This window comes from Streptomyces sp. NRRL S-378 (assembly GCF_000720645.1).
GTDB lineage: Bacteria > Actinomycetota > Actinomycetes > Streptomycetales > Streptomycetaceae > Streptomyces.
In genome coordinates this window covers 1-23,397 of the sequence record NZ_JOBX01000024.1, presented here as the reverse complement: position 1 = coordinate 23,397, position 23,397 = coordinate 1, and the positions used below count along the sequence as shown (strand labels likewise).

18 protein-coding genes and 2 pseudogenes are annotated in these 23,397 nt (G+C 71.3%); 4 read left to right on the top strand and 16 right to left on the bottom strand.

Going from position 1 to position 23,397, the window contains the following annotated elements:
• Nucleotides 1-56 precede the first annotated feature (56 nt).
• The 5 genes from ftsH to dacB all read right to left on the bottom strand — a co-directional run bounded on the left by ftsH (nt 57) and on the right by dacB (nt 6,933).
• Nucleotides 57-2,081, bottom strand: a complete 2,025-nt coding sequence (gene ftsH / locus IH80_RS0118295) for an ATP-dependent zinc metalloprotease FtsH (protein WP_030961716.1) — start codon at nt 2,079-2,081, stop codon at nt 57-59.
• Nucleotides 2,082-2,284: 203 nt separating this feature from the next.
• On the bottom strand, nt 2,285-2,845 hold the full coding sequence (gene hpt, locus IH80_RS0118290; RefSeq protein WP_030010907.1) for a hypoxanthine phosphoribosyltransferase: 561 nt from the start codon (nt 2,843-2,845) through the stop codon (nt 2,285-2,287).
• A gap of 65 nt (nt 2,846-2,910) precedes the next feature.
• Nucleotides 2,911-3,990 carry a tRNA lysidine(34) synthetase TilS gene (gene tilS / locus IH80_RS0118285; RefSeq protein WP_030961714.1) on the bottom strand — a complete coding sequence of 360 codons (1,080 nt, stop codon included), beginning with the start codon at nt 3,988-3,990 and terminating at the stop codon, nt 2,911-2,913.
• A 310-nt stretch (nt 3,991-4,300) separates the two neighbouring features.
• Nucleotides 4,301-5,452 (bottom strand): zinc-dependent metalloprotease, encoded by a 1,152-nt coding sequence (locus tag IH80_RS0118280; RefSeq protein WP_030961713.1) that lies wholly within the window; start codon nt 5,450-5,452, stop codon nt 4,301-4,303.
• A 38-nt stretch (nt 5,453-5,490) separates the two neighbouring features.
• Nucleotides 5,491-6,933 carry a D-alanyl-D-alanine carboxypeptidase/D-alanyl-D-alanine-endopeptidase gene (gene dacB, locus IH80_RS0118275; RefSeq protein WP_037880361.1) on the bottom strand — a complete coding sequence of 481 codons (1,443 nt, stop codon included), beginning with the start codon at nt 6,931-6,933 and terminating at the stop codon, nt 5,491-5,493.
• Nucleotides 6,934-7,096: 163 nt separating this feature from the next.
• Here dacB and IH80_RS0118270 point away from each other — a divergent pair, with 163 nt between their 5' ends.
• Together IH80_RS0118270 and IH80_RS0118265 are read left to right on the top strand one after the other, a co-directional pair.
• Complete coding sequence (locus tag IH80_RS0118270) at nt 7,097-7,591, top strand: inorganic diphosphatase (protein WP_030031597.1); 495 nt, start codon at nt 7,097-7,099, stop codon at nt 7,589-7,591.
• A gap of 173 nt (nt 7,592-7,764) precedes the next feature.
• A complete protein-coding gene (locus tag IH80_RS0118265; RefSeq protein WP_030961711.1) occupies nt 7,765-9,411 on the top strand; it encodes a threonine/serine ThrE exporter family protein in 1,647 nt (548 codons plus the stop codon).
• A 180-nt stretch (nt 9,412-9,591) separates the two neighbouring features.
• Here the strand turns inward: IH80_RS0118265 and IH80_RS0118260 are convergent.
• The 9 genes and pseudogenes from IH80_RS0118260 to IH80_RS0118220 all read right to left on the bottom strand — a co-directional run.
• Nucleotides 9,592-10,269: pseudogene (locus tag IH80_RS0118260) on the bottom strand (DedA family protein); the annotation flags it as partial.
• A gap of 119 nt (nt 10,270-10,388) precedes the next feature.
• The gene (locus tag IH80_RS0118255) at nt 10,389-11,147 is read right to left on the bottom strand and encodes a MerR family transcriptional regulator (RefSeq protein ID WP_030961709.1); all 759 of its coding nucleotides are present in this window, start codon (nt 11,145-11,147) and stop codon (nt 10,389-10,391) included.
• Between the two features lie 76 nt (nt 11,148-11,223).
• Nucleotides 11,224-12,006 carry an ABC transporter permease gene (locus IH80_RS0118250; RefSeq protein WP_030961708.1) on the bottom strand — a complete coding sequence of 261 codons (783 nt, stop codon included), beginning with the start codon at nt 12,004-12,006 and terminating at the stop codon, nt 11,224-11,226.
• Nucleotides 12,003-12,935, bottom strand: coding sequence for a daunorubicin resistance protein DrrA family ABC transporter ATP-binding protein (locus IH80_RS0118245; RefSeq protein WP_030961707.1), 933 nt, complete (start codon nt 12,933-12,935; stop codon nt 12,003-12,005). Before IH80_RS0118245 ends, IH80_RS0118250 begins: the two co-directional genes overlap by 4 nt.
• Before the next feature lie 70 nt (nt 12,936-13,005).
• Nucleotides 13,006-13,620 (bottom strand): PadR family transcriptional regulator, encoded by a 615-nt coding sequence (locus IH80_RS0118240; RefSeq protein WP_030961706.1) that lies wholly within the window; start codon nt 13,618-13,620, stop codon nt 13,006-13,008.
• 29 nt (nt 13,621-13,649) lie between these two features.
• On the bottom strand, nt 13,650-14,162 hold the full coding sequence (locus IH80_RS0118235) for a DinB family protein (RefSeq protein WP_030961705.1): 513 nt from the start codon (nt 14,160-14,162) through the stop codon (nt 13,650-13,652).
• Nucleotides 14,163-14,271: 109 nt separating this feature from the next.
• Nucleotides 14,272-16,347 (bottom strand): annotated as a pseudogene (mrdA, locus tag IH80_RS0118230) (penicillin-binding protein 2); the annotation flags it as partial.
• 61 nt (nt 16,348-16,408) lie between these two features.
• Entirely contained in the window at nt 16,409-17,866 is a 1,458-nt protein-coding gene (locus IH80_RS0118225) for an aldehyde dehydrogenase family protein (RefSeq protein ID WP_030961702.1), read from the bottom strand.
• Between the two features lie 89 nt (nt 17,867-17,955).
• Nucleotides 17,956-18,834 carry a helix-turn-helix domain-containing protein gene (locus IH80_RS0118220; protein WP_051809508.1) on the bottom strand — a complete coding sequence of 293 codons (879 nt, stop codon included), beginning with the start codon at nt 18,832-18,834 and terminating at the stop codon, nt 17,956-17,958.
• 340 nt (nt 18,835-19,174) lie between these two features.
• Between IH80_RS0118220 and IH80_RS0118215 the strand changes: the two genes are divergently transcribed.
• Complete coding sequence (locus tag IH80_RS0118215; RefSeq protein ID WP_078906606.1) at nt 19,175-19,684, top strand: ATP-binding protein; 510 nt, start codon at nt 19,175-19,177, stop codon at nt 19,682-19,684.
• A 97-nt stretch (nt 19,685-19,781) separates the two neighbouring features.
• Here the strand turns inward: IH80_RS0118215 and IH80_RS0118210 are convergent, their stop codons facing one another.
• Entirely contained in the window at nt 19,782-20,027 is a 246-nt protein-coding gene (locus IH80_RS0118210; protein ID WP_030656519.1) for a DUF397 domain-containing protein, read from the bottom strand.
• A 191-nt stretch (nt 20,028-20,218) separates the two neighbouring features.
• Nucleotides 20,219-21,400, bottom strand: coding sequence for a DUF2786 domain-containing protein (locus tag IH80_RS0118205; protein ID WP_030961697.1), 1,182 nt, complete (start codon nt 21,398-21,400; stop codon nt 20,219-20,221).
• A gap of 112 nt (nt 21,401-21,512) precedes the next feature.
• On the opposite strand from IH80_RS0118205, the gene IH80_RS0118200 reads away from it, so the two are divergent.
• Entirely contained in the window at nt 21,513-23,258 is a 1,746-nt protein-coding gene (locus IH80_RS0118200; RefSeq protein WP_030961696.1) for a bifunctional 3'-5' exonuclease/DNA polymerase, read from the top strand.
• Nucleotides 23,259-23,397: the final 139 nt, after the last annotated feature.

Sequence of the window (23,397 nt, the reverse complement as noted above, 5' to 3'; positions counted from 1 at the left end):
CCCCAGGCTAGAACCTGGGGGGCGCGGCTTCCATTCCGGGTGGGTCGACCCTCCGGTTACTCGGGGCGGTCTTCCGGAGCCACCTCGATGCCCTTCTCCGTGGAGACCGGCGTGACGGCGGACGTGCCGTTCGCCGCGTTCGTCAGCTGCAGCTCCTTGGGGGAGAGCACCGGCGGACGGGTGGAGGGGGTGCGGCGGGAGGAGCCGGTCCACGCGGGGCGGGCCGGGCGCTTGACGATGGTCGAGAAGATCTCGGCGATCTCCTCCTTGCCCAGTGTCTCCTTCTCCAGCAGCGCGAGGACCAGGTTGTCGAGGACGTCACGGTTCTCGACGAGGATCTCCCAGGCCTCGTTGTGCGCGGTCTCGATGAGCTTCTTGACCTCTTCGTCGACCAGCGCCGCGACCTCTTCCGAGTAGTCCCGCGGGTGCGACATCTCGCGGCCCAGGAACGGCTCGGTGTTGTCGCCGCCGAACTTGATCGCACCGAGACGCTCGGTCATGCCGTACTGCGTGACCATGGCCCGCGCCGTGGCGGTGGCCTTCTCGATGTCGTTCGCCGCGCCCGTGGTCGGGTCGTGGAAGACCAGCTCCTCGGCCGCGCGCCCGCCCAGCATGTACGCCAGCTGGTCGAGCATCTCGTTGCGCGTGGTCGAGTACTTGTCCTCGTCGGGCAGGACCATGGTGTAACCCAGGGCCCGGCCGCGGGACAGGATCGTGATCTTGTGGACCGGGTCGGAGTTCGGCGAGGCCGCCGCGACCAGGGCGTGACCGCCCTCGTGGTACGCGGTGATCTTCTTCTCGCGGTCCGACATGATCCGGGTCCGCTTCTGCGGGCCCGCCACGACGCGGTCGATGGCCTCGTCCAGGACGTGGTTGTCGATCAGCTTCTTGTCCGAGCGGGCCGTGAGCAGCGCGGCCTCGTTGAGGACGTTGGAGAGATCGGCACCCGTGAAGCCCGGGGTACGGCGGGCGACGGCGCCCAGGTCGACGTCCGGGGCGACCGGCTTGCCCTTCTGGTGGACCTTGAGGATCTCCAGACGGCCCTGCATGTCGGGACGGTCGACCGCGATCTGCCGGTCGAAGCGGCCCGGACGCAGCAGCGCCGGGTCGAGGATGTCGGGGCGGTTCGTGGCGGCGATCAGGATGACGCCGCCCTTCACGTCGAAGCCGTCCATCTCGACGAGCAGCTGGTTCAGGGTCTGCTCGCGCTCGTCGTGGCCGCCGCCGAGACCCGCACCGCGGTGCCGGCCGACGGCGTCGATCTCGTCGACGAAGACGATCGCCGGGGCGTTGGCCTTGGCCTGCTCGAACAGGTCGCGGACACGCGAGGCACCGACACCGACGAACATCTCGACGAAGTCGGACCCGGAGATCGAGTAGAAGGGGACACCGGCCTCGCCCGCGACGGCGCGCGCGAGCAGGGTCTTTCCGGTGCCGGGCGGGCCGTAGAGCAGCACGCCCTTGGGGATCTTGGCGCCGACGGCCTGGAACTTCGCCGGCTCCTGGAGGAACTCCTTGATCTCGTGGAGCTCCTCGACGGCCTCGTCCGAACCCGCGACGTCGGCGAACGTCGTCTTCGGGGTGTCCTTGGTGATGAGCTTGGCCTTGGACTTCCCGAAGTTCATGACCCGGGAGCCGCCGCCCTGCATCTGGTTCATCAGGAACAGGAAGACAACGACGATGAGGACGAAGGGCAGGAGCGAGAGCAGCACGCTGAGGAACGGGCTGGTCTTGTCCGGAGTGACGGAGTAACCGTCCGGGATCTGACCGGCGTCGTACTTGGTCTGGAGGCTCTGGGCGAGCTGGACGCCCTGATCCCCGATGTAGTTGGCCTGGAACTTGGTGCCGTCGTGCTTGCCGAGCTTCTCGCCTTGCTTGAGCTCAATCTTGATCATCTGGCTGTCGCCGGTGGTCAGCTTGGCTGTCTCCACCTGGCCAGTGTTGATCGCCTTGATGACCTCGCTGGTGTCCACCGACTTGTAGCCGCCGCCGGAGCCGACGACATTCATCAACACGACCACGGCGAGGACGGCCAGCACGATCCACATGACCGGCCCACGGAAGTATCGCTTCACGTCCATCCATACGGGGTGCCGGGCACCCCGTCCCTCCTGCCCGTAGGTAAATGCTGCTGTGTGAGTAAAGACTGTTCTTCGGAATGTACCCCTGATTTGTCACCCGCGGCCCGTGGGACGGCTGACAGACCCGCCTTCCCCTGGTCCAACGGCGGGAATCGCCCCCAGGTTCCCCGGCGGCGCCGGGGATTCCCGGGGGCGGGGCGGGGTCAGCCGCCGTAGACGTGCGGGGCGAGCGTGCCGACGAACGGCAGGTTGCGGTACTTCTCCGCGTAGTCGAGGCCATAGCCCACCACGAACTCGTTGGGGATGTCGAAGCCGACCCACTTCACGTCGATCGCGACCTTCGCGGCCTCGGGCTTGCGCAGCAGCGTGACGACCTCCAGGGAGGCCGGCTGGCGGGAGCCCAGGTTCGACAGCAGCCAGGACAGCGTCAGACCGGAGTCGATGATGTCCTCGACGATCAGGACGTGCTTGTCCTTGATGTCGGTGTCCAGGTCCTTGAGGATCCGCACCACACCGGAGGACTGGGTCCCGGCGCCGTACGAGGACACCGCCATCCAGTCCATGGTGAGCGGGGTGGACAAGGCGCGCGCCAGGTCCGCCATCACCATGACGGCGCCCTTGAGGACACCGACGATGAGCAGGTCCTTGCCCGCGTACTCCGCGTCGATCTTCGCGGCCAGCTCGGCCAGCTTCGCGTCGATCTCTTCCTTGGTGATGAGCACCGACTGGAGGTCGTTGCCCATGTCCTTCTCGTCCACCCGCATCACTTTCGTTGTCGGCCGGGGCTCCGAGGTGTCCCCCGGAGGACTCAGCCGTGTTTCAGCACCAATCAGCCCTGCCGGATGACAAGTCTGCCACCCTGCCGCTGGGCCTCCACCCGGCCGGGCAGGTTGATGGCGCCCTGGCCTCGCCATCCGGTGATGAGGCGGTCGACTTCCTCGATGTGGCGGGCGAAGAGGGAGCCCGCGGGCGAGCCCGCCGCGACGACGGCCCTGCGCAGCACGCGGCGGCGGACGGCCGGGGGCAGGGCGTACAGCTTGGCGCACTCCAGGCGGCCGTCCTCGTCGCGTACGCCGCCTTCCGCCTCGGCGGCCCAGGCGTCCAGCGCGTCGGCGTCGTCGCGGGAGAGCTGGGCCGTGCGGGCGAGGGCCTCCACGACGCCCTTCCCGAGCGCCTTCTCCAGGGCGGGCAGTCCCTCGTGGCGCAGGCGGGAGCGGGTGTAGGCGGGGTCCATGTTGTGCGGGTCGTCCCAGACGGCCAGGGACTGGACCATGCACGCCTTGCGGGCGGTCTGCCGGTCGACCTGGAGGAAGGGGCGGCGGTAGCGGTGGCTGCGGCCGGGGCGACCGGGGCCACCGGGGCCGCCCGATACCTCCGGCATGCCGGAGAGCGAGCGGATGCCGGATCCGCGGGCCAGCCCCAGCAGGACGGTTTCCGCTTGATCGTCCCGGGTGTGGCCGAGCAGCACGGCGGCGGCGCCGAGGCGGTCGGCGGCGTCGTCCAGGGCGCCGTAGCGGGCGTCGCGGGCGGCGGCCTCGGGGCCTCCGTCGCGGCCGACGCGCACGGCGACGGACTCCACCGGGTCCAGGCCGAGGGCGGTCATGCGGGCGACGACCTCGGCGGCGCGCTGGTCGGAGCCGTCCTGCAGTCCGTGGTCGACGGTGATGCCGCCGGCCCGGATGCCGAGTTTGGGGGCCTCGAAGGCGAGCGCCGAGGCGAGTGCCATGGAGTCGGCGCCGCCGGAGCAGGCGACGAGCACGAGTGGCGGGGTGCCCGCGCCGGTGCGACGGTCGGCACGGGGGATACCTCCGGACGGGGTCCGGGGGAGGTCGGTGAGCTCGGTGAGGACGTCGTGGAGTACGCGGCGGACCGCCAGGCGTATCGCCGCGACCGCAGGATGGGGACCCATGTCCGGTGCCCTTCGATGGAGTTCGGATGCCTCGGAGGCTTCGGGGTGGTGTGTTGGGGGGTGCTGGCCCGGCTGCCCCCGCGGAACGGGAGGATGTCACTCAGAGTGCGTCGATGGTGACAGAACCGAGCCGTTCCCCGAGCATCGCACGCCCTTATACGGCTCACGGTCCCTCGGACGGGTGATGCTGCTTCCCCCGGGGAGACATGTTTAGGCCTCTCCGTCACGTGTGGCGCGGGTGAACCCGGGGGAAGCCGCGCAGCTGCGCGGGGCGGCCCCGCCGCTTCCCGGCGGGGCCGTGCTCCCGGCGTCACCCCTCCCGGTGCTCTCCGCCCCCCTCGCTCCCCTTGCCGTGGACGCGGGCGATCCAGTCGGCGGGCCGGTCGATCTCCGCCTTGGTGGGCAGCGTGTTCGGGGAGGTCCAGACCCGGTTGAAGCCGTCCATGCCGACCTGGCCGACGACGGCCCGCACGAAGCGCTCGCCGTCGCGGTACTGGCGCAGCTTGGCGTCGAGGCCGAGCAGCTTGCGCAGGGCGGCGTCGAGGCGGCCCGCTCCGCTGGCGCGGCGCTGCTGGAACTTCTCGCGGATCTCGGCGACCGAGGGCACCACCTGGGGCCCGACGCCGTCCATGACGAAGTCGGCGTGTCCCTCCAGCAGCGACATGACGGCCGTGAGGCGGCCGAGGATCTCGCGCTGCTCGGGGGTCTGCACGAGTTCGACGAGCGAGCGGCCCTCGTCCTCGCGCTCGGCGTCCGGGCGGGCCCCGGCGAAGGACTGGGCGGCCTCCCGGATGCGTTCCAGGACCGTCATGGGGTCCAGTTCGGTGGCGCCCAGGAACGTCTGGATTTCGCCTTCGAGGTGGGCGCGCAGCCACGGGACGGCCGTGAACTGGGTACGGTGCGTCTCCTCGTGGAGGCAGACCCACAGCCGGAAGTCGTGCGGGGCCACCTCCAGCTCGCGCTCGACGTGCACGATGTTCGGGGCGACGAGCAGCAGCCGGCCGCCCGCCGCGGAGGACGGCAGGTCGCGGGAGGCGGGTGCGAAGGTCTCGTACTGGCCCAGCACCCTGGAGGCCAGGAAGCTGAGCAGCATGCCCAGCTCGACGCCCGTGACCTTGCCGCCGAAGGCTCCGAGGACGGCTCCGCCGGGGGCGTTCGCCCGGCGGTCCTGCATCTTGCCGAGGAGCGGCATCAGCAGCTCCCGGAACCCGGCGACGTTGGCCTTGACCCAGCCGGCCCGGTCGACGACCAGGACGGGGGTGTCGGGGACGGTGGCCCCCTCGGGGATCATCCGGGTGAACTCGCGCACGTGCCGTTCCGAGGTCCTGGCATGCCCGCGCAGTTCGGCGACGACCGCCCGCGCCTCGTCCCGGGTGACCTCCGGGCCGGGCCGTACCAGCCGGGTCGCGGTCGCCACCGCGAGGTTCCAGTCGACCATCTCCGCACCACTGATGCTCGTCATGCGTCAACCGTACGTGGGCGAGCCCTCCGGCGGACCCCCTACGGAGTGCCCGCGACGGCCGCGGCCAGCTTGTCGAGGCCCTTCTCGGCGCCCTCGGGGCCGGGGCTGTTCGCGGTCAGGAAGGCGAAGGCGAGGAGCCTGCCGGTGGCGTCGACGACGGTGCCGGACAGGGAGTTCACCCCGGTGAGGGTGCCGGTCTTGGCGCGGACCAGGCCGGCGGCCGGGGAGGTGCCCGCGTTGCGGGCGCGCAGGGTCCCGGTGAACCCGGCGACGGGCAGCCCGGTGAGGACGGGCCGCAGCTCGGGGTGGTTCGGGTCGGCGGCCTTGGCGAGCAGGCCGGTCAGCAGGCCTGCGCTGACCTTGTCCGCACGGTTGAGGCCGCTGCCGTCGGCGAAGCGGGAGCCGGCCGTGTCGACGCCGAGTCCGGCGAGCCTGGCGGTGACGGCCTTCTCCGCTCCTTCGAAGCTGGCGGGCTGGCCGGAGGCGAGGGCGGTCTGGCGGGCGAGGGCCTCGGCGATGTCGTTGTCGCTGTTGGTCAGCATGCGTTCGACGAGCCCGGCCACGGGGGTGGACTGGGTGACGGCGAGCGGCTGGGCGCCGGCGGCGGCCTTGGCCCGGACGGGTTCCCCGGTGACCTTGACGCCTCGTTCCGCCAGCAGGGTGCGGAAGGCGCGGGCGGCGGCCCCGGCCGGGTCGTCGGCGCGGTCCACGGGTCCGGAGGTGGACTCGTCGGGGCGGCCCTCGTCGGCCGCCAGGGCGGTCACGGGGGCGATGTTGGGGTTGACGCCGATCGGGTGCCGTACGGGGCCGCTGTAGAGGCTGTCGTCGTAGGCGAGGGTCACGGTGTCGGTGCCGGCCGCCTTGAGGGCCTGGGCGGCGTCGGCGGCCAGGGCGACGAGACTGCCGCCGGATCCGGCGGGGCTCTTCTTCTTCGCGGTGAGGGAGGGGTCGCCGCCGCCGACCAGGACGACCTGCCCGGGGGTGGCGCCGGGTACGACGGTGGTCCTGATCCGGTGCTCGGGCCCGAGCGCGGCCAGTACGGCCGCCGCGGTGGCGATCTTGACGGTGGAAGCGGGGGTCATCGCGTCGCGCGCCCCCGACTCGTACAGGACCTGCCCGGTGGCGGTGTCCACGACGGAGGCGGTACGGACCGTGCCGAGCGCCGGATCGGCCAGCAGCGGCCGCAGCCTGGCGGCCAGCGCGTCGGTGGGCGCGGCGGCGGCCGCCTGCCCCCGCGGGACGCCGGGACCGACGGCGCCCAGCACCCCGGGGGCGCTGGGCGCGGCCTGCGGAAGGGGTCCGGCGGCGGAGCCGCCACCGTGATCTGCGCCACCCGTACGGCCCCAGGAGGCGGCCTTGTCCCGCTCGGCCTTACGCTGACCGGAGTCCCACGGACCGGCGGCGGTCACCGCTGCCACCGACAGGGCGAGGCCGGCGACGGCCGCACCCGCGGTGAGCTGCCAGGTCTTGACCAATGGCACCTCGGACCAGCCCCTTTCGCGATCACACATATGCGTGAGGGACACTTAACCACTGCGTCTTGCCGCGAGCATGGCACCCCACCCGACAGGGATGGGCCGGACGCGCACGCAGTTGAATCAATGCCGTCTCGAAGCAATGAAGCTGATCATGGAGGAGCAGGACGTGGAGTTCGACGTCACCATCGAGATCCCCAAGGGTTCGCGGAACAAGTACGAGGTGGACCACGAGACCGGCCGGATCCGTCTGGACCGTCGCCTCTTCACCTCGACCAGCTACCCGGCCGACTACGGCTTCGTCGAGAACACCCTCGGCGAGGACGGCGACCCGCTGGACGCGCTGGTCATCCTTGACGAGCCGACCTTCCCGGGCTGCCTCATCAAGTGCCGCGCCATCGGCATGTTCCGCATGACGGACGAGGCGGGCGGCGACGACAAGCTGCTGTGCGTGCCGGCCTCCGACCCGCGTGTCGAGCACCTGCGCGACATCCACCACGTGTCCGAGTTCGACCGCCTGGAGATCCAGCACTTCTTCGAGGTCTACAAGGACCTGGAGCCGGGCAAGTCGGTCGAGGGCGCGAACTGGGTCGGCCGCGCCGAGGCCGAGGCCGAGATCGAGGCCTCGTACAAGCGCCTGGAGGCGCAGGGCGGCCACCACTGAGCTCGCGCTCGGCGGTGACGGGCCGGGGCGGCGCCCCGCGCCCCCTGTGACACGGCGGGCGGCATCCCTCTGGGATGCCGCCCGCTGTCGTGTGTTCCCGGGGAACCAGGTTTCGACGGGGAGGAAACGGTTCCGCATACTGATACTCCGGGTGATCACGAACGGGAGGACGCGTGGCGGAGGCCGACGGGGCGGAGGACAGGAAGCCCCAGTCCGACGAAGCGCACAGCGCCTTCACGCCGCCTCCCGGCATCGAGCCGGAGGCGTCCGCCGACGATCAGCCCACCTCGGAGTTCGTCCGTCCGCCGAACACCGGACCCACCCAGCCGGAGCCCGAGGGCTCGGCCTTCGCAGCGCCGGCCACCTACAGCGCCGCGCAGTCCCCGCCCGCCTACACCCCCGGCCAGGGCTTCCCCGTCGCCCAGATGAAGGAGTCCCCCTGGCAGGACCGCATGCGCACGATGCTGCGCATGCCGGTCGACGTGCGCCCCGTACCGGACCTGGTGCAGCGGCCGAGCGAGGCGGGGCCCGCCGTGGGCCGCGTGCTCGACCTGACGCTGCGCATCGGCGAGCTGCTGCTGTCGGGCGGCGAGGGCTCCGAGGACGTGGAGGCCGCGATGTTCGCCGTGGCCCGCTCCTACGGCCTGGACCGCTGCGAGCCGACCGTCACCTTCACCATGCTGTCGATCACGCACCAGCCGTCGCTGGTCGACCACCCGGTCTCGGCGAGCCGGACCGTGCGCCGCCGGGGCACCGACTACACGCGCCTGGCGGCCGTGTTCCGGCTGGTGGCCGACATCAGCTCGCCGGAGACCGACATCTCGCTGGAGGAGGCCTACCGGCGCCTCGCCGAGATCCGTCGCAACCGCCACCCGTACCCCACGTGGGTGCTCACTGCGGCCGCGGGGCTGCTCGCCGGGGCCGCCTCGATCCTCGTCGGCGGCGGAGTGCTGGTCTTCTTCGCGGCGGCGCTCGGCGCGGTCCTCGGGGACCGGCTCGCATGGCTGTGCGCCGGGCGCGGGCTGCCCGAGTTCTACCAGTTCGTGGTCGCCGCGATGCCGCCGGCAGCCTTCGGGGTGGCGCTCAAGCTCGCGGAGATCGAGAACATCAAGGCCTCCGCCGTGATCACCGGCGGGCTGTTCGCGCTGCTGCCGGGGCGGGCCCTGGTCGCGGCCGTGCAGGACGGCCTGACCGGCTTCTACATCACGGCCGCCGCCCGGCTCCTGGAGGTCATGTACCTCTTCATCGGCATCATCATGGGCGTGCTGGTCGTGCTCTACCTCGGGCTTCAGCTGGGCGCCTCGCCCAAGCCCGAGGAGGTCCTGCAGATCACCCAGCGGCCGCTGATCCAGATCGCGGCGTCGATGGTGCTCGTCTTCACCTTCGCGATCCTGCTCCAGCAGGAACGCTCCACGGTGTGGATCGTCACCCTCAACGGCGGGGTGGCGTGGGTGACCTTCGGGGCCCTGCACTACGCGGGCGGGATCCCGCCCGTGCCGTCCACGTGCGTCGCTGCCGGGCTGGTGGGCCTCTTCGGTCAGCTCTTCTCCCGCTACCGCTTCGCGTCCGCCCTGCCGTACGTCACGGCCGCCATCGGGCCGCTGCTGCCGGGCTCGGCGACGTACTACGGGCTGCTGCTGATCGCCGAGGACCGGCTGAACGAGGGGCTGGGCTCCCTGGTGAACGCCGCGGCCATCGCCCTGGCCATCGCGATCGGGGTCAACCTGGGCTCGGAGACCTCCCGGCTGTTCATGCGCATCCCCGGGGCGGCGAGCGCCGTCAAGGGCCGCGCCGCGGCCAAGCGGACCCGCGGCTACTGAGGCTTCCGCTACGGCCGCCCTGGCTCCGCTCCGGCCCCGCCCGGCTTCCGCTCCGGCCCCGCCCGGCCTCCGGTACGCGGAACGGGCCGCACCCCCTGCCCCGGCGGGGCGGGCGTGCGGCCCGTTCGACGTGTCGTCCTGCGCGTGGTCTCAGCGCTTGGCGTGGCGCCCGCGCTGGCCCGGGGACTGCGGGCCGGTGCCGTCGGCGGCGACCACGTCCGGCGCCTGGCCGGCGTTCGCCCTGTTCTCCTTGCGGGCCTTCAGGACCTCGAAGACGACCGGGATGACGGAGATGAGGACGATGCCGACGAGGATCGGCTCGACGTTCGTCTTGATGAACTCGATCTGGCCGAGCCAGTAGCCCGCGATGGTGACGCCCGCGCCCCAGCCGATGCCACCGATGACGTTGTAGGTCAGGAAGGTGCGGTACTTCATCGTGCCGGCGCCGGCGACCATCGGGGCGAAGGTGCGGATGATCGGCACGAAGCGGGCGAGCACGATGGCCTTGGGGCCGTGCTTGTCCATGAACTCGTGCGCCTTGTCCAGGTTCTCCCGCTTGAAGAGCTTGGAGTTCGGCCGGTTGAAGAGCTTCGGCCCGAAGTACTTGCCGATCATGTAGCCGACCTGGTCGCCGATGATCGCGGCGGCGACGATCAGGGTGCAGACCAGCCACAGCGGCTGCTTGATGTACTGCCCGTCCGCGACCAGCAGGCCCGCGGTGAAGAGCAGGGAGTCGCCGGGCAGGAAGGCGAAGAGACCCGACTCGGCGAAGACGATGACCAGGATGCCGATCAGGCCGAAGTGCGAGATCAGGTAGTCCGGGGACAGCCACTCAGGGCCGAGCGCAAGCGTATACACGGGTTCCGGGCTCTCCTGGATCGAGGGAAGAACAGCGATGGGGGCGGTTTCAATTATCAACGCACACGACCCCCGCCCGGTTCCAGGTACCGGCGGGGGTCGCGCGCGTGACATTCCGCTTACGCCTTGCGCACGCCGTTCGCGAGGATCGCGTCCCTCAGGTGCGCCGCGAAGCCCGGCTTCATGGCGTCGTAGAACGCCGTGAACCGCTCGTCCGCCACGTACATCTCACCGAGGCAGGTGTGCATCTCGTACGGGCAGTCGTAGAACCACCGGTGGATGTGCAGGCGGTGCTCCTCGGCCAGGTCCATCGCCCGCTCGCCCTCGGCGGGTTCGCCCGCCTCCATGGCCGCGACGTACCGGCGGCCCCACTCGGCGGACTCGTCCTGCATCCGCTGCCAGTCCTCCTTGGTGTACGAGGCCGCGCGGCGCTGCGACTCGGCGTACGCCTCGGTGTCGCCCCAGCGCTCCTCGACCTCCTGTGCGTACTGCTCCGGGTCCTGCTCCCCGAAGACCTCGAACTTCTCCTCGGGCGTGAGGTTGATGCCCATCTTCTTCGCCTCCATGGCGTGCTCAACGGCCTTGGCCATCTGCTGGAGCCGGGCGATCCGGTCGGTCAGCAGGGCATGCTGCCGGCGCAGATGCTCCTGTGGGTCCGATTCCGGGTCGTCCAGCAGGACCGCGACCTCGTCGAGGGGGAAGCCGAGCTCCCGGTAGAACAGGATCCGCTGCAGCCGGTCCAGGTCGACGTCGTCGTACCGCCGGTGTCCCGCGTGGCTGCGGCCGCCCGGGGAGAGCAGCCCGATCTCGTCGTAGTGGTGCAGGGTGCGCACCGTGACCCCGGCGAAACCGGCCACCTGGCCCACTGAGTAGCCCATCCCTTCCCTCCTCTGCTCGGGTACGCCCCCCACTGTGGTTCCTCACGCCGCGTGAGGTGCAAGTCCGCTCCGGCGGCTACCTGCTCAGCCCCCGGTAACGGCCCACCGCCAGCGGAAAGAAGACCGCGAGCAGCAGCAGCGGCCAGGCGACCGCCAGCAGGGCCGCGTGGTCGGCGGCCCACGACGGCGGGGCAGCGGCCGGGTTGCCGAACAGGTCGCGGACGGCCGTGGCCGTCGCCGAGAGCGGATTCCATTCCACCACCGCGCCCAGCCAGCCAGGCATCGACTCCGGCGTGGCGAACGCGTTGGACAGGAAGCCCACCGGCCACACCAGGATCTGCACCGCCTGGACCAGCTCCGGCCGGCCCGCGACCATGCCGAGCCAGATCCCGATCCACAGCATCGCGAGGCGCAGCAGCAGGAGCAGCCCGAAGGCGAGCAGCGCGGCCGCCGCGCCGCCGTGCCAGCGCCAGCCGAGCAGCAGCCCGACCGCCGCCAGGACCAGCAGCCCCACGGCCGACTGGAGCATGTCGGCGGCGCTGCGGCCCACCAGGACCGCGGAGGAGGACATCGGCATGGCGCGGAAGCGGTCGATCACCCCCTTGTTCAGGTCCTGGGTGACGGCCGTGAGGGTGGCCTCCAGCCCGAAGGCCATGGTGAGGGCGAGCATTCCCGGGACCAGGAACTCGACGTACTCGCCGTCGATCCCGCGACCGCCGCCCACCAGGAAGCCGAACATCAGCAGCATCATCACGGGGAAGACCAGGCCGACGAGCATCTGCACGGGCTGCCGCACCCAGTGCGCCAGCTCGCGCCGGGTCATCGTCCAGGAGTCCGAGACCACCCAGGCCGCGCTCATGCGGCCACCTCCTCGCGGTCGGTCAGGTACAGGAAGACCTCGTCGAGCGTGGGCCGCCGGACGGCGAGGTCGGCCGCCTCGATGCCCGCCTCCTGAAGCGTCCGCAGGGTCCGGGCCAGGCCCGCCATCCGGTCCTGGACGGGGAAGCTCAGGGTCAGGGTGTCGGGGTCGACGGCGGGGTCGGGCAGCAGCCGCGCCGCCTGCGCCAGCCGTGCCGCGTCCCGCAGGACCACGACGATCCGGTCCGCGCCGACGAGGGCCTTCAGTTCGTCGGCCGTGCCCTCGGCCACGACCCGGCCGCCGTCGATCAGGGCGATCCGGTCGGCCAGTTGGTCGGCCTCCTCCAGGTACTGCGTGGTGAGCAGCACGGTGGTGCCGCCGCCGACCAGGGAGCGGACCGCGTTCCACACCTCGGCGCGGCCGCGCGGGTCGAGGCCGGTGGTCGGCTCGTCCAGGAACAGCACCTCCGGGTCGGTGATCAGGGAGGCGGCGAGGTCGAGCCGGCGCCGCATGCCGCCGCTGTACTGCTTCACGGCCTTGCGGCCGGTGTCCGCGAGGCCGAAGCGGTCCAGCAGTTCGTCGGCGCGCCGCCCGGCCCCGCGCGCGCCCAGGTGGTGGAGGCGGCCGAACATCTCCAGGTTCTGCCGTCCGGCCAGTTCCTCGTCGAGCGCGGCGTGCTGGCCGAGCAGCCCGATGCGCGAGCGGACGGCCGCCGGGTCGGCGGCGACGTCGTGACCCGCCACCCGAACCACCCCTTCGTCGTGGCGGAGCAGGGTGCTCATGATCCGCACGGCCGTGGTCTTCCCGGCGCCGTTGGGGCCGAGCACGGCGTGCACGGTGCCGGGCGCCACCTCCAGGTCGAGCCCGGCCAGGGCCTGCTTGTCGCCGTAGCGCTTGTGGACACCTGCGACGGAGATCGCCAAAGCCACTCCTCACTAGTCAAACTTGATTACCGCGAGCCGCAAAGGTAATGCCCGCTCGCGAGCTAGTCAAACTTGATTAGGCGTAGGGGTTCTCCTGGCCGTCCGCCAGGACACCCACGAACGGCTCGCCACCCTCGCCCGCGAAGGAGTACGCGCCCTCCTCGATCCGGGCGATCAGGCCACGCGTCCACTCCGCCTCCGCGTCCGCGGAGTGGACCCACCTGTGCATGATCTCGCCGATGTGGCCCAGCGACTCCGGGCCGCCCTCGGGCGTGTAGTACTCGGTCACCGACGACCGCCAGCCCGCCAGCTTCGCCAGCCGCTCCCGGAGCAGCGCGAGTACCTCCTCGCGCGGCAGGTCGACCATGAAGCCGATCGCCGCCGACAGCACGTCCGTCTTCTGGTCGAAGGCCGCGAGCGCCCCGCGCAGCAGCCTGAAGTACTCCTCGCGACCGGCGTCCGTCACCTCGTACTCGGTGCGCGGCGGTCCGCCCGCCGCGCTCGGAGCAACCTCGTGCGCGTGCAGGACGCCCTGCTTCGCCATCTGCTTCAGCGCGTGGTAGATCGATCCCGGCTTGGTGTTCGACCACTCGTGGGCGCCCCAGTACTCCAGGTCGTTGCGCACCTGGTACCCGTGGGCCCGCCCGTGCTGGCGGACGGCGCCGAGGACAAGAAGCCGGATCGCTGACATGGGGCCAGGCTATGCCCCCGCCGACAGCACTAGCCCATCGCCTTGGTGCCGTCGATGGATTCGCGGACGACGTCCGCGTGACCCGCGTGCCGGGCGAACTCCTCCACCAGGTGCAGCAGCATCCAGCGGACCGAGACCTTGGTGTCCTGGGGGAACCACGGCGCCGGCGGCAGCGGGAAGGTCTCGTCCAGGCTCTCGACGGCGGCCACGAAGGCTTCCGTCTCCTGCCGGACGCCGTCCCAGAAGGCCAGCACGGACGGAATGGACTCACCCTCGACGAGGCGGAAGCTGTCGCCGTAGCTCGCCTCGTCACGCAGCCGCTCGTTCGGCCGCTGCTGGGCCAGCCGCAGCCAGTTCAACTCGACCTCCGCCACGTGCTTGAGCAGCCCGGACAGGGAGAGCTCGCTGGCGCTCGGCCGGCTCGCGGCCTGCTCCTCGTCGAGCCCGGCGAGGGATTCACGGAGCGCCGCGCGCTGGGACTCGACGAAGGCGAGGAGCGTGCCGCGCTCGTCGCCGGGGACCTCGGTGGAAAGCTGAGCCATGACCGGACCGCCTCTGCGTGGTGTCGTCGGGGGCCTCTCCCCCGACACCCCCCACGCTACGGAGGATCTAGGTCAGCTCTCGTCCTAGATCCTCCGGTCAGTTCGGGGAGATCTCCTCGTCCGGCCGCATCGCGGGCAGCGCCGTGGCGGGCGTGGGCAGCAGCGCCTTGGTGAGGTCCTGCTTGCCCGTCGGGTCGAGCCCGTACATCGCCTCGTAGATCTTGCGGACGGCCGGTCCGGAGGCCCCGGAGCCGGTGCCGCCCTGGGAGATCGTCATGACGATCGCGTAGTCCTCGGTGTACGAGGCGAACCACGAGGTGGTCTGCTTCCCCTGGACCTCGGCCGTGCCGGTCTTGGCGTGCATGGGGATCTGCTTCTGCGGCCAGCCGCCGAAGCGCCAGGCGGCGCTGCCGTCGGTGGCCACGCCGGCGAGGGCCGCGTCGATGTTGTCGCGGGTCTTCTTGTCCATCGGGAGCTTCCCCCGCTCCTTGGGGGCGATCTCCTTCACCGACGTCCCGTCGGCGCTGACGACCGCCTTGCCGACGCTCGGCTGGTGGAGGGTGCCGCCGTTGGCGATGGCCGCGTACACGGACGCCATCTGGACCGGGGTGACCAGGGTGTCGCCCTGCCCGATCGAGTAGTTGATCGCGTCACCCTCGCGCAGCTGGTTGCCCTGGCGGCAGTTCTCGTAGGCGATCTTCTCGGCGAAGCTGCCGTTCTTCTTGCCGTCCCGGCACCAGGCGTCCTTGTTGGCGTCGAAGAAGTCCTGCTTCCACTTGCGGTCGGGGACCCGGCCGGGCACCTCGTTGGGCAGGTCGATGCCGGTGCGCTTGCCCAGACCGAACTCGTGGGCCGTCTTGAAGAACCAGTCGTTCGGGTCCTTCTTCGGCCTGATGCCCCCGTCCTTCTTCCACTCCTGGTCCGCGATCAGGTAGTAGACGGTGTCGCAGGAGACCTCCAGGGCCCGGCCGATGGTGATGTCGCCGTGGCCCTGCGACTCGAAGTTCGTGAAGGTCTGATTGCCCACCGAGTACGAGCTGGGGCAGGGGTAGCGGTTGTTGAAGGGGTAGCCGGCGTTGACCGCGGCGGTCGAGGTGACCACCTTGAAGACGGAGCCCGGCGCCGCCTGCCCCTGGATCGCCCGGTTCAGCAGCGGGTAGTTGGAGTCCTTGTCGGTGAGGGAGGCGTAGTCCTTCGCGGAGATGCCGCCCACCCAGGCGTTGGGGTCGTAGGTGGGGTTCGAGGCCATCGCGACGATCCGGCCCGTCCTGGTCTCCATCACCACGACCGCGCCCGAGTCGGCCTCGTAGTTGCGGTTGGTGTTCCTGTCCCTGACCTTCCGCGCGTCGATCATCGCGTTGTTCAGCTCGCGCTCGGCCACTGCCTGCACGCGCGAGTCGATCGAGGTCACGATGTTCGAGCCGGGCTGCGCCGGGTCGGTCCGCCCCTGCCCGATCACGCGGCCGAGGTTGTCCACCTCGTAGCGGGTGATGCCGGCCTTGCCGCGCAGCTCCTTGTCGTAGGTGCGCTCCAGGCCGGAGCGGCCCACCTGGTCGGAGCGCAGGTAGGGGGAGTCGGTCTTCTTCGCCTTGGCGATCTCCTCGTCGGTGACCGGGGAGAGGTAGCCCAGGACCTGGGAGGTGTTCGCCCCGTCCGGCCCCGCGTAGCGGCGCAGCGCGGTCGCCTCGGCCGTGATGCCCGGGAAGTCCTCGGGGTGCTCACGGATCTGCAGCGCCTGCTCGGTGGTCGCCTCGTCGCTGACCGGGATCGGCTGGTAGGGGGAGCCGTTCCAGCAGGGCTGCTTGGTCTGGGAGTCGCAGAGGCGGACCTTGTCGATGACCTCCTGGGGGTCCATGCCCAGGACCCCGGCGAGCCGGGTCAGGACGGACCTGCCCTTGTCCTTCATGGTCAGCAGCTCGGTACGGCTGGCGGAGACCACGAGGTGGGTCGCGTTGTCGGCGAGCGGGACACCGCGCGAGTCGAGGATCGAGCCGCGCACGGCCGGCTGGACCACCTGCTGGACGTGGTTGTTCTTCGCCTCGTCCGTGTAGTCCTGGCCGTTGCGGATCTGGAGGTACCAGAGCCGCCCGCCCAGCGTGAGCAGGAGGGAGAAGACCACGACCTGGATGACGACGAGCCGGTTCTGGACCCGAGGGGTCCGGCCGGTCTCCGGTATGTTGCTCAACTCGATCTCCCCCGGGCGGCTGCCTACGCCCGGTCGAGTCTAGGGGTGTCGGGACCCTTGATCAGAACGGGAAGGCCGTCCGACCGTGCTGTACGGAGATCCACTTCTGGGTGGTGAACGCCTCGACCGTGGCCTCGCCGTTGAGGCGGCCCAGGCCCGAGGCCTTCTCCCCGCCGAATGCGGCCAGCGGCTCGTCCCCGATCGTGGAGTCGTTGACGTGGATCATCCCCGTCTCGATCCGCTGGGCGAAGCGGACGCCCCGCTCCACGTCCCGGGTGTGCACGGCGCCGCTGAGCCCGTACGGGGTCGCGTTGGCCAGCCGTACGGCCTCGTCCTCGCCGTCGAAGACCACCAGCAGTGCGACCGGGCCGAAGATCTCCTGGCCCAGCAGCGGGGAGTCCTCGGGGATCCCGGCGAGCACCGTGGGCTCGACCAGGTTGCCGCGCGTAGACCCCCGTACGAGCGCCTGCGCGCCGGATTCCACGGCCTGGTCCACGAGCGCGGTCAGCGCGTCGGCCTGGAAGGAGTTGATCAGCGGCCCGATGTGGGTGTCGGCCTCGCGCGGGTCGCCCGTCCGCAGGCTCCGCACGCGGGCGGTGAACTTCTCGGTGAACTCCTCGGCGACGGACGCGTCGACCAGGATCCGGTTGGCGGCCATGCAGACCTGGCCCTGGTAGACGAACCGGCTGAAGACGGCCGCGTCCACCGCGTAGTCGAGGTCGGCGTCGTCGAGGACGACGAGCGCGCTGTTGCCGCTGAGCTCCAGGACCGTGCGCTTGAAGTGGCGGGCGGCGATCGCGCCGACGTGTCGGCCGACCCGGTCCGACCCGGCGAAGGAGATCACCTTGGGGACGGGGTGCGTCAGCAGCGCGTCGCCTATCTCGGCTATGTCGGTGACCAGCACGTTCAGCAGGCCTGCCGGGAGCCCCGCGTCCTCGAAGATCTTGGCGATCACGCCGCCGCCCACGACGGGGGCGTTCTGGTTCGGCTTGACGACCACGGCGTTGCCCAGGGCCAGGGCCGGGGCGACCGACTTCAGGGTGACCAGGAAGGGGAAGTTGAAGGGGCTGATCACGGTGACGACGCCGACGGGCAGCCGCTGGACCCGGTTCTCCTTGCCCTCGACCGGCGAGGGCAGGATCCGGCCCTCGGGGCGGACGGCCAGCTGGAGCGACTCTCGGATGAACTCCATCGCGAGGTGGACCTCGTACTCGGCCTTGGGACGGGTCCCGCCGAGCTCGTCGATCATCGCCTCGACGATCTCCTTCTCGCGCTCCTCGGTGATCCGCAGGGCGCGCTCCAGGACCGCGCGTCTGGTGTAGGGGCTGGTCGCGGCCCACTCCCGCTGGGCGCGCTCGGCACCGCGGTAGGCCCGGTCCACCTGCTCGACGGTGGCGACGGTGATGGCCGCGAGCTTCTCCCCGTTGTACGGGTTGACGTCGATGATGTCCCAGGAACCGTTGCCGGCCAGCCATTCGCCGTCGATGTACTGGTGAGCGAGGTCGCTGAATATGGACATGCCATCCCTTACTGCGAGCGCGCACCCGTGCGCTGCACCGGAGACCGATCGGTCATCATGCACTGATCAGACGTCATACTACGTGCGGATCAAGACAGTTGGAGTAGGCCGCGGAGAAGATCCCTGGTCCGGTCGGGATCGGGGCAGTCGGCCTGCAGGCGCTCCATCGCCCGTTCGTACTGCCCCACTTCCTCGTCCTTGTCCAGGTAGAGGGCACTGGTGAGCTGTTCCAGATAGACGATGTCCTGCAGGTCGGACTCGGGGAAGCGCAGCAGGGTGAAGGCCCCGCTCTCGCCCGCGTGCCCGCCGAAGGAGAAGGGCATCACCTGGAGCTGGACGTTGGGCCGCTCGGAGATCTCGATGAGGTGCTCCAGCTGGCCGCGCATGACGTCGCGGTCGCCGTACGGGCGGCGCAGCGCGGCCTCGTCGAGGACCGCGTGGAAGACGGGGGCGCTCTCGGAGACGAGCACCTTCTGACGCTCCAGGCGCAGCGCGACCCGGCGGTCTATCTCGGCGGCGGTGGCGCCGGGCATGCCGCGGCTGACGACGGCGTGGGCGTAGGCCTCGGTCTGCAGCAGGCCGTGGACGAACTGCACCTCATAGATCCGGATGAGCGACGCGGCGCCCTCCAGCCCGATGTACGTCTGGAACCAGCCCGGCAGCACGTCGCCGTAACTGTGCCACCAGCCGGTCGCGTTGGCCTCGCGGACCAGTCCCAGCAGGGACTCGCGCTCGGTGCTGTCCGTGACTCCGTAGAGCGTGAGGAGGTCCTCCACGTCCCGTGCCTTGAAGCTCACCCTTCCCAACTCCAAGCGGCTGATCTTCGATTCGGATGCGCGGATCGAGTAGCCGGCCGCCTCACGGGTGATGCCGCGGGATTCTCGGAGTCGCCTGAGCTGGGAGCCCAGGAGGATGCGGCGCACCACAGAACCGCTTGTCTCTGCGGTCACTAGTACTGCCCTCCCCATCGCATTGGCGTGCGCGTGGTGTGCGCGTGCGTCGCGGGGCCCCCGCACCCCAGAGGCCGCAGTCTGCCACCAAAACGCATCGGGCCGTACTCGTTCTGTAACGGAATCTCGGGTGCGGGGAAAGAAGTCCGTAAGTATGCGTAGGAAGAAATGAGCAAGAACCATCACGTGAGGGGACAGGTCCGGCGCGTGCACGTGCATCTGCCCTTGCATCAGGCCCGAGCATTCGGAACGATGGTCCCCGCGCACCTGCGTGCTCTTCGCGCCGGCGCGGGACCCACCCCGCAGTTCTCTTTGGACAGAGCCACCGCTTCGTCCGCGAATCCCGGGAGTGCCTCGCATGGGGACGAATGGATCGACCATGCTCGAGCCGTTACGGCAGGGGCTTCCCCCGGTCGACCCCACGGCTGTCTCCGGGTCCGCCTCATGCGCTCTGCCCGCGCGGTTCGACGCGGTGCGGGGCGCGCGCACTTTCACCCGCTCGACGCTGTCCCAGTGGGGCCTCGACGAACGCTTCGACGACGTGGCCCTGGTCGTCTCGGAGCTCGTCACCAACGCGCTGCGCCATGCCCTGCCCGAGGAGTCGCGCGGTCCGGGCGGCGAGCCGGAGCCGCCGGTACGGCTGCACCTGATGCGGTGGAGCACCCGGCTGGTGTGCGCGGTGCGCGACCCCAGCGAGGACCGGCCCGGCGGGGCGTTCTCGCCGGAGCGGACCGAGGAGAACTTCGACCTGGAGTCCGGGCGCGGGCTGTTCCTCGTGGACTCGTACAGCGACAGCTGGGGCTGGCACCCGCTCGCGGGGCGGCTGACCGGCAAGGTGGTCTGGGCGCTGTTCCTGCTCCACGACTGAGCCGGGGCGACCCGTCAGGACGACGACTGGCCGGGACCGATCACTGCGATCGGTCCCGGCCAGTGCACGTGCATGGCTTGATGAGTGCGCCGTTCCGTCAGCCGATCAGGTGATCGAACTCGCCGTCCTTGACGCCCAGGAGCAGGGCTTCTATCTCGGCCGGCGTATAGACGAGCGCCGGACCGTCCGGGAAGCGCGAATTGCGCATGGCGACATCGCCTCCCGGCAGCTTCGCGAACTCCACGCAGGAACCCTGCGAGTTGCTGTGTCTGCTCTTCTGCCACGTCAGCTCAAACAAGGAAGCGAGTTCTGCAGCTGCCATCCCGTTGTACGCGTGGTCCACAGGAAGCCCCCGATAGTGCAGATGTCAACTCCACCGGATCATAGCTGTGTTCACCAGCCGCTGCATGCGCAGATGCACGTGCACGCGGGGTGTTCCGATGATCACAGACAGGTCCGCGCCCGACCGGTCGCCGGGAGGTCGATGCGCACCGTGCCGTCGGACGCCCGGGCCCCGCGTGCCGACGACCCGCCTCAGGGCTTGGGGAGCGGCCGGCGACGGCCGCCCACGTGGGCCCGGTCGGCGGCCGCCGTGCCGTCCTCCCAGCCCGCGTGGTCGGTGGCCCCGCGCAGCCGGGTGGTGGTGGTCCGCGGGAACATCTCCTCGGCCCGGGAGGTGACCGCCACCTCGCGCGCCACCAGGGCCGGCAGGTTGTCCGGGGCCTCCGTCGCCGTGTGCTCGGCGGTCTCGGCGAGCCGGTGGCCGAGCCGGCTGGCGTAGGCGAGCAGGAAGGACTGCCGGAAGGTCTTGGTCCGCTTGCGCCCGCCGGAGCGCTGCGCGGCCTCCGCGCGGGTCATCGCGGCCGTTCCCTGCACGAGGAGCGAGGTGTACAGCAGTTCCACCGCCTCCAGGTCGCTCTCGAAGCCGACCACCGTGGAGAACTCGAAGCCGCTGTTCCACACCGCCCGGCAGCGGTTGGCGGTGGCCACCGCGTCGAGCAGGACCGCCTTCGCCTCCTCGTACGGCGGCTCGACCCCGATCCGGCAGGCCGCCGGCACCTGGGCGGGGCGCTTGCCGCTCGCCGCGAGCAGGGCCTCGTCGACGGTGTGCCGGGCCATCAGCTCCTGGGCCTTGGCGCTCAGCGCCTCGGCTTCGTCCGGGTAGGTGGTCGCCTCGGCCTTGGCGAGCAGGGCCCGGATCCGGCCCAGCATGCGCGGCTCGATGTGCGCGTGCTCCGCGAGGGCGTCGACCGGGTCGCCGGGCAGCGGCCCCACCGGCTCGATGGAGGGAAGCCGGACCAGCAGCCGCAGCACCTCCAGGAGGGCGGTCGCCAGGGTGAACCGGTCGGCCCGTTCCCGCCGCGCGAGCGCGTCGGCGTACTCCTCGTCGCTCGTCCACCACACCTCGGCGGTGGTCCAGCGCTGCGGCAGCCGGGCGTAGCGGCGTGCCTCGGCGGCGATCAGGTCCCCGGTGATCCGCAGGTGCCGCTCGTCGAGGTCCCGGCGGACCAGCCGCAGCACGTCGGCCGGCCGCCAGCCCCGCTCCCAGCCCTGCCGTACGTACGCCTCCCCGCGCGCCAGCAGCTCCCGGCCCACCCCGGACCAGCGGCCGGAATCGGCGGCGAGCAGCGAGGCGCCGGTGTCCAGGCCGGCGTCGTGCTGGGTGTGGAGGGCTGCGGCGAAGGCTCGGTCGACGGTCTCGGCAAGGTCTGTCACACCTCTCAGCTTGGCATGTCCGCCGCCCGCGTCCCCCGGCCGGCCGGGGCGGCGGCCCCGCCGGCGGCCCGCCGCGCCGCCGCTGTCGGACCCCGGTGGGACACTCGCACCCATGAGCGACCGCACTCCCCGGTGGGCCCTCGCCGAGGACGGCGAGGGGTGGTGGCACGCCGTGCCCGTGCCCCCCGTATCCGCGCACCCCGCGGGCGCGGCACCGGCGGCCGCGGCACCGCTCCGCGTCCGGGACCCCGCCGACGCGATCCGCTCCGCGCCGCCCGGCACCCGCTGGGTCTGGCGCTCCACCGCCGCCGTGTACCCGCGCCTGCTCGCCGCCGGCGTCCGCGTCGAGCGGTGCCACGACATCGAGGACGCCGAGCTGCTGCTCCTCGGCCACGAGGGCCGCTCCGGCGAGCCCCGCTCGGCCGCCGCCGCCTGGGCGCGGCTGAACGACGCCCCCGTGCCGCCCGATCCGCCGCAGCGCGCCGCCGACCCCCGCGCCCAGGACTCCCTGTTCGACCCGCAGCCGACCCCGGTCTCCCTGGACGCCCTGCTCGCCGTCCACGCCGACCAGGCGAAACGGCTCGACGCCACCGACCGTCCCGACCGGATGCGGCTGCTCGTCGCCGCCGAGTCGGCCGCCTTCCTCGTCGCCGCCGAGATGCACCGCGCCGGTCTGCCCTGGCGGGCCGACGTGCACCGCGCCCTGCTGACCGAGCTGCTCGGCGAACGGTACGCGGGCGGCGGGGAGCCGAGGCGCCTCGCCGAGCTGGCCGACCGCGTCTCGGCGGCCTTCGGCCGGCGCGTACGCCCCGACCTGCCCGCCGAGGTCGTCCGGGCCTTCGCCAAGGACGGGATCAGGCTGAAGTCCACCCGGCGCTGGGAGATCCAGGAGCTGGACCATCCCGCCGTGGAGCCGTTGATCGAGTACAAGAAGCTGTACCGGATCTACACCGCCCACGGCTGGTCCTGGCTGGGCGACTGGGTCCACGGAGGCCGGTTCCGCCCGGAGTTCGTCCCCGGCGGCACGCTCACCGGCCGCTGGGTCACCAACGGCGGCGGGGCCCTGCAGATCCCCAAGGTGATCCGCCGGGCCGTCGTCGCCGATCCGGGCTGGCGGCTCGTCGTCGCCGACGCCGACCAGATGGAACCGCGCGTGCTGGCCGCGATCTCCCGCGACCCCGCCTTCATGGAGGTGGCCGGCCGGCCCGAGGACCTCTACACCTCCGTCTCCCGCCAGGGCTTCTCCGGCGACCGGGAACAGGCCAAGATCGCCGTCCTCGGCGCCGTGTACGGGCAGACCTCCGGGGACGGCCTGAAGAACCTGGCCGCGCTCCGCCGCCGTTTCCCCCGGGCCGTGGCGTACGTGGACGACGCGGCGAAGGCCGGGGAGGAGGGCCGGCTCGTACGTACCTGGCTCGGCCGCACCTGCCCGCCGCCCGCCGGCTCCGGCGAGGGCTACGAGGCGGGCGACGGCGGTGTCGACCCGGGCGAGGGGGAACCGGAGGGCGGGGCCGGGAGCCGGCAGGACCGGGACGAGGGCTGGACGCCGAGCTACGCCTCCACCAACACCCGGGCCCGCGGCCGGTTCACCCGCAACTTCGTCGTCCAGGGCAGCGCCGCCGACTGGGCCCTGCTGCTGCTCGCGGCCCTGCGGCAGGCGACCGCCGGGATGCGCGCGGAGCTGGTGTTCTTCCAGCACGACGAGGTGATGGTGCACTGCCCGGCCGAGGAGGCCGAGGCGGTGGTGGAGGCGATCCGCGCCGCCGGCCACCGGGCCGGGCGGATCGCCTTCGGCGACACCCCGGTCCGGTTCCCGTTCACGATCGCGGTCGTGGAGTGCTACGCCGACGCCAAATGAGCGCCCTGCATTCCTCGTGCTGTGACCAGAAAGGTTCACAGCACTAGGCCGTTTCTTAGCGATCACCTCGCGGACCAGATGTGGATGGCCGCGAGGTGGAGGGCCGCCCGGTAGACCGTGGCCGTTTTGTCGTAGCGGG

Bases quoted from the DNA above. Each gene is read 5' to 3' on its own strand.
- tilS (WP_030961714.1), bottom strand. From the start codon at position 3,990: ATGGGTCCCCATCCTGCGGTCGCGGCGATACGCCTGGCGGTCCGCCGC.
- IH80_RS0118280 (WP_030961713.1), bottom strand. From the start codon at position 5,452: ATGACGAGCATCAGTGGTGCGGAGATGGTCGACTGGAACCTCGCGGTG.
- hpt (WP_030010907.1), bottom strand. From the start codon at position 2,845: ATGCGGGTGGACGAGAAGGACATGGGCAACGACCTCCAGTCGGTGCTC.
- IH80_RS0118250 (WP_030961708.1), bottom strand. From the start codon at position 12,006: ATGAGCGCGGCCTGGGTGGTCTCGGACTCCTGGACGATGACCCGGCGC.
- IH80_RS0118215 (WP_078906606.1), top strand. From the start codon at position 19,175: ATGGGGACGAATGGATCGACCATGCTCGAGCCGTTACGGCAGGGGCTT.
- IH80_RS0118255 (WP_030961709.1), bottom strand. From the start codon at position 11,147: ATGGGCTACTCAGTGGGCCAGGTGGCCGGTTTCGCCGGGGTCACGGTG.
- IH80_RS0118225 (WP_030961702.1), bottom strand. From the start codon at position 17,866: ATGTCCATATTCAGCGACCTCGCTCACCAGTACATCGACGGCGAATGG.
- ftsH (WP_030961716.1), bottom strand. From the start codon at position 2,081: ATGGACGTGAAGCGATACTTCCGTGGGCCGGTCATGTGGATCGTGCTG.
- IH80_RS0118235 (WP_030961705.1), bottom strand. From the start codon at position 14,162: ATGGCTCAGCTTTCCACCGAGGTCCCCGGCGACGAGCGCGGCACGCTC.
- IH80_RS0118240 (WP_030961706.1), bottom strand. From the start codon at position 13,620: ATGTCAGCGATCCGGCTTCTTGTCCTCGGCGCCGTCCGCCAGCACGGG.
- IH80_RS0118200 (WP_030961696.1), top strand. From the start codon at position 21,513: ATGAGCGACCGCACTCCCCGGTGGGCCCTCGCCGAGGACGGCGAGGGG.
- IH80_RS0118220 (WP_051809508.1), bottom strand. From the start codon at position 18,834: ATGGGGAGGGCAGTACTAGTGACCGCAGAGACAAGCGGTTCTGTGGTG.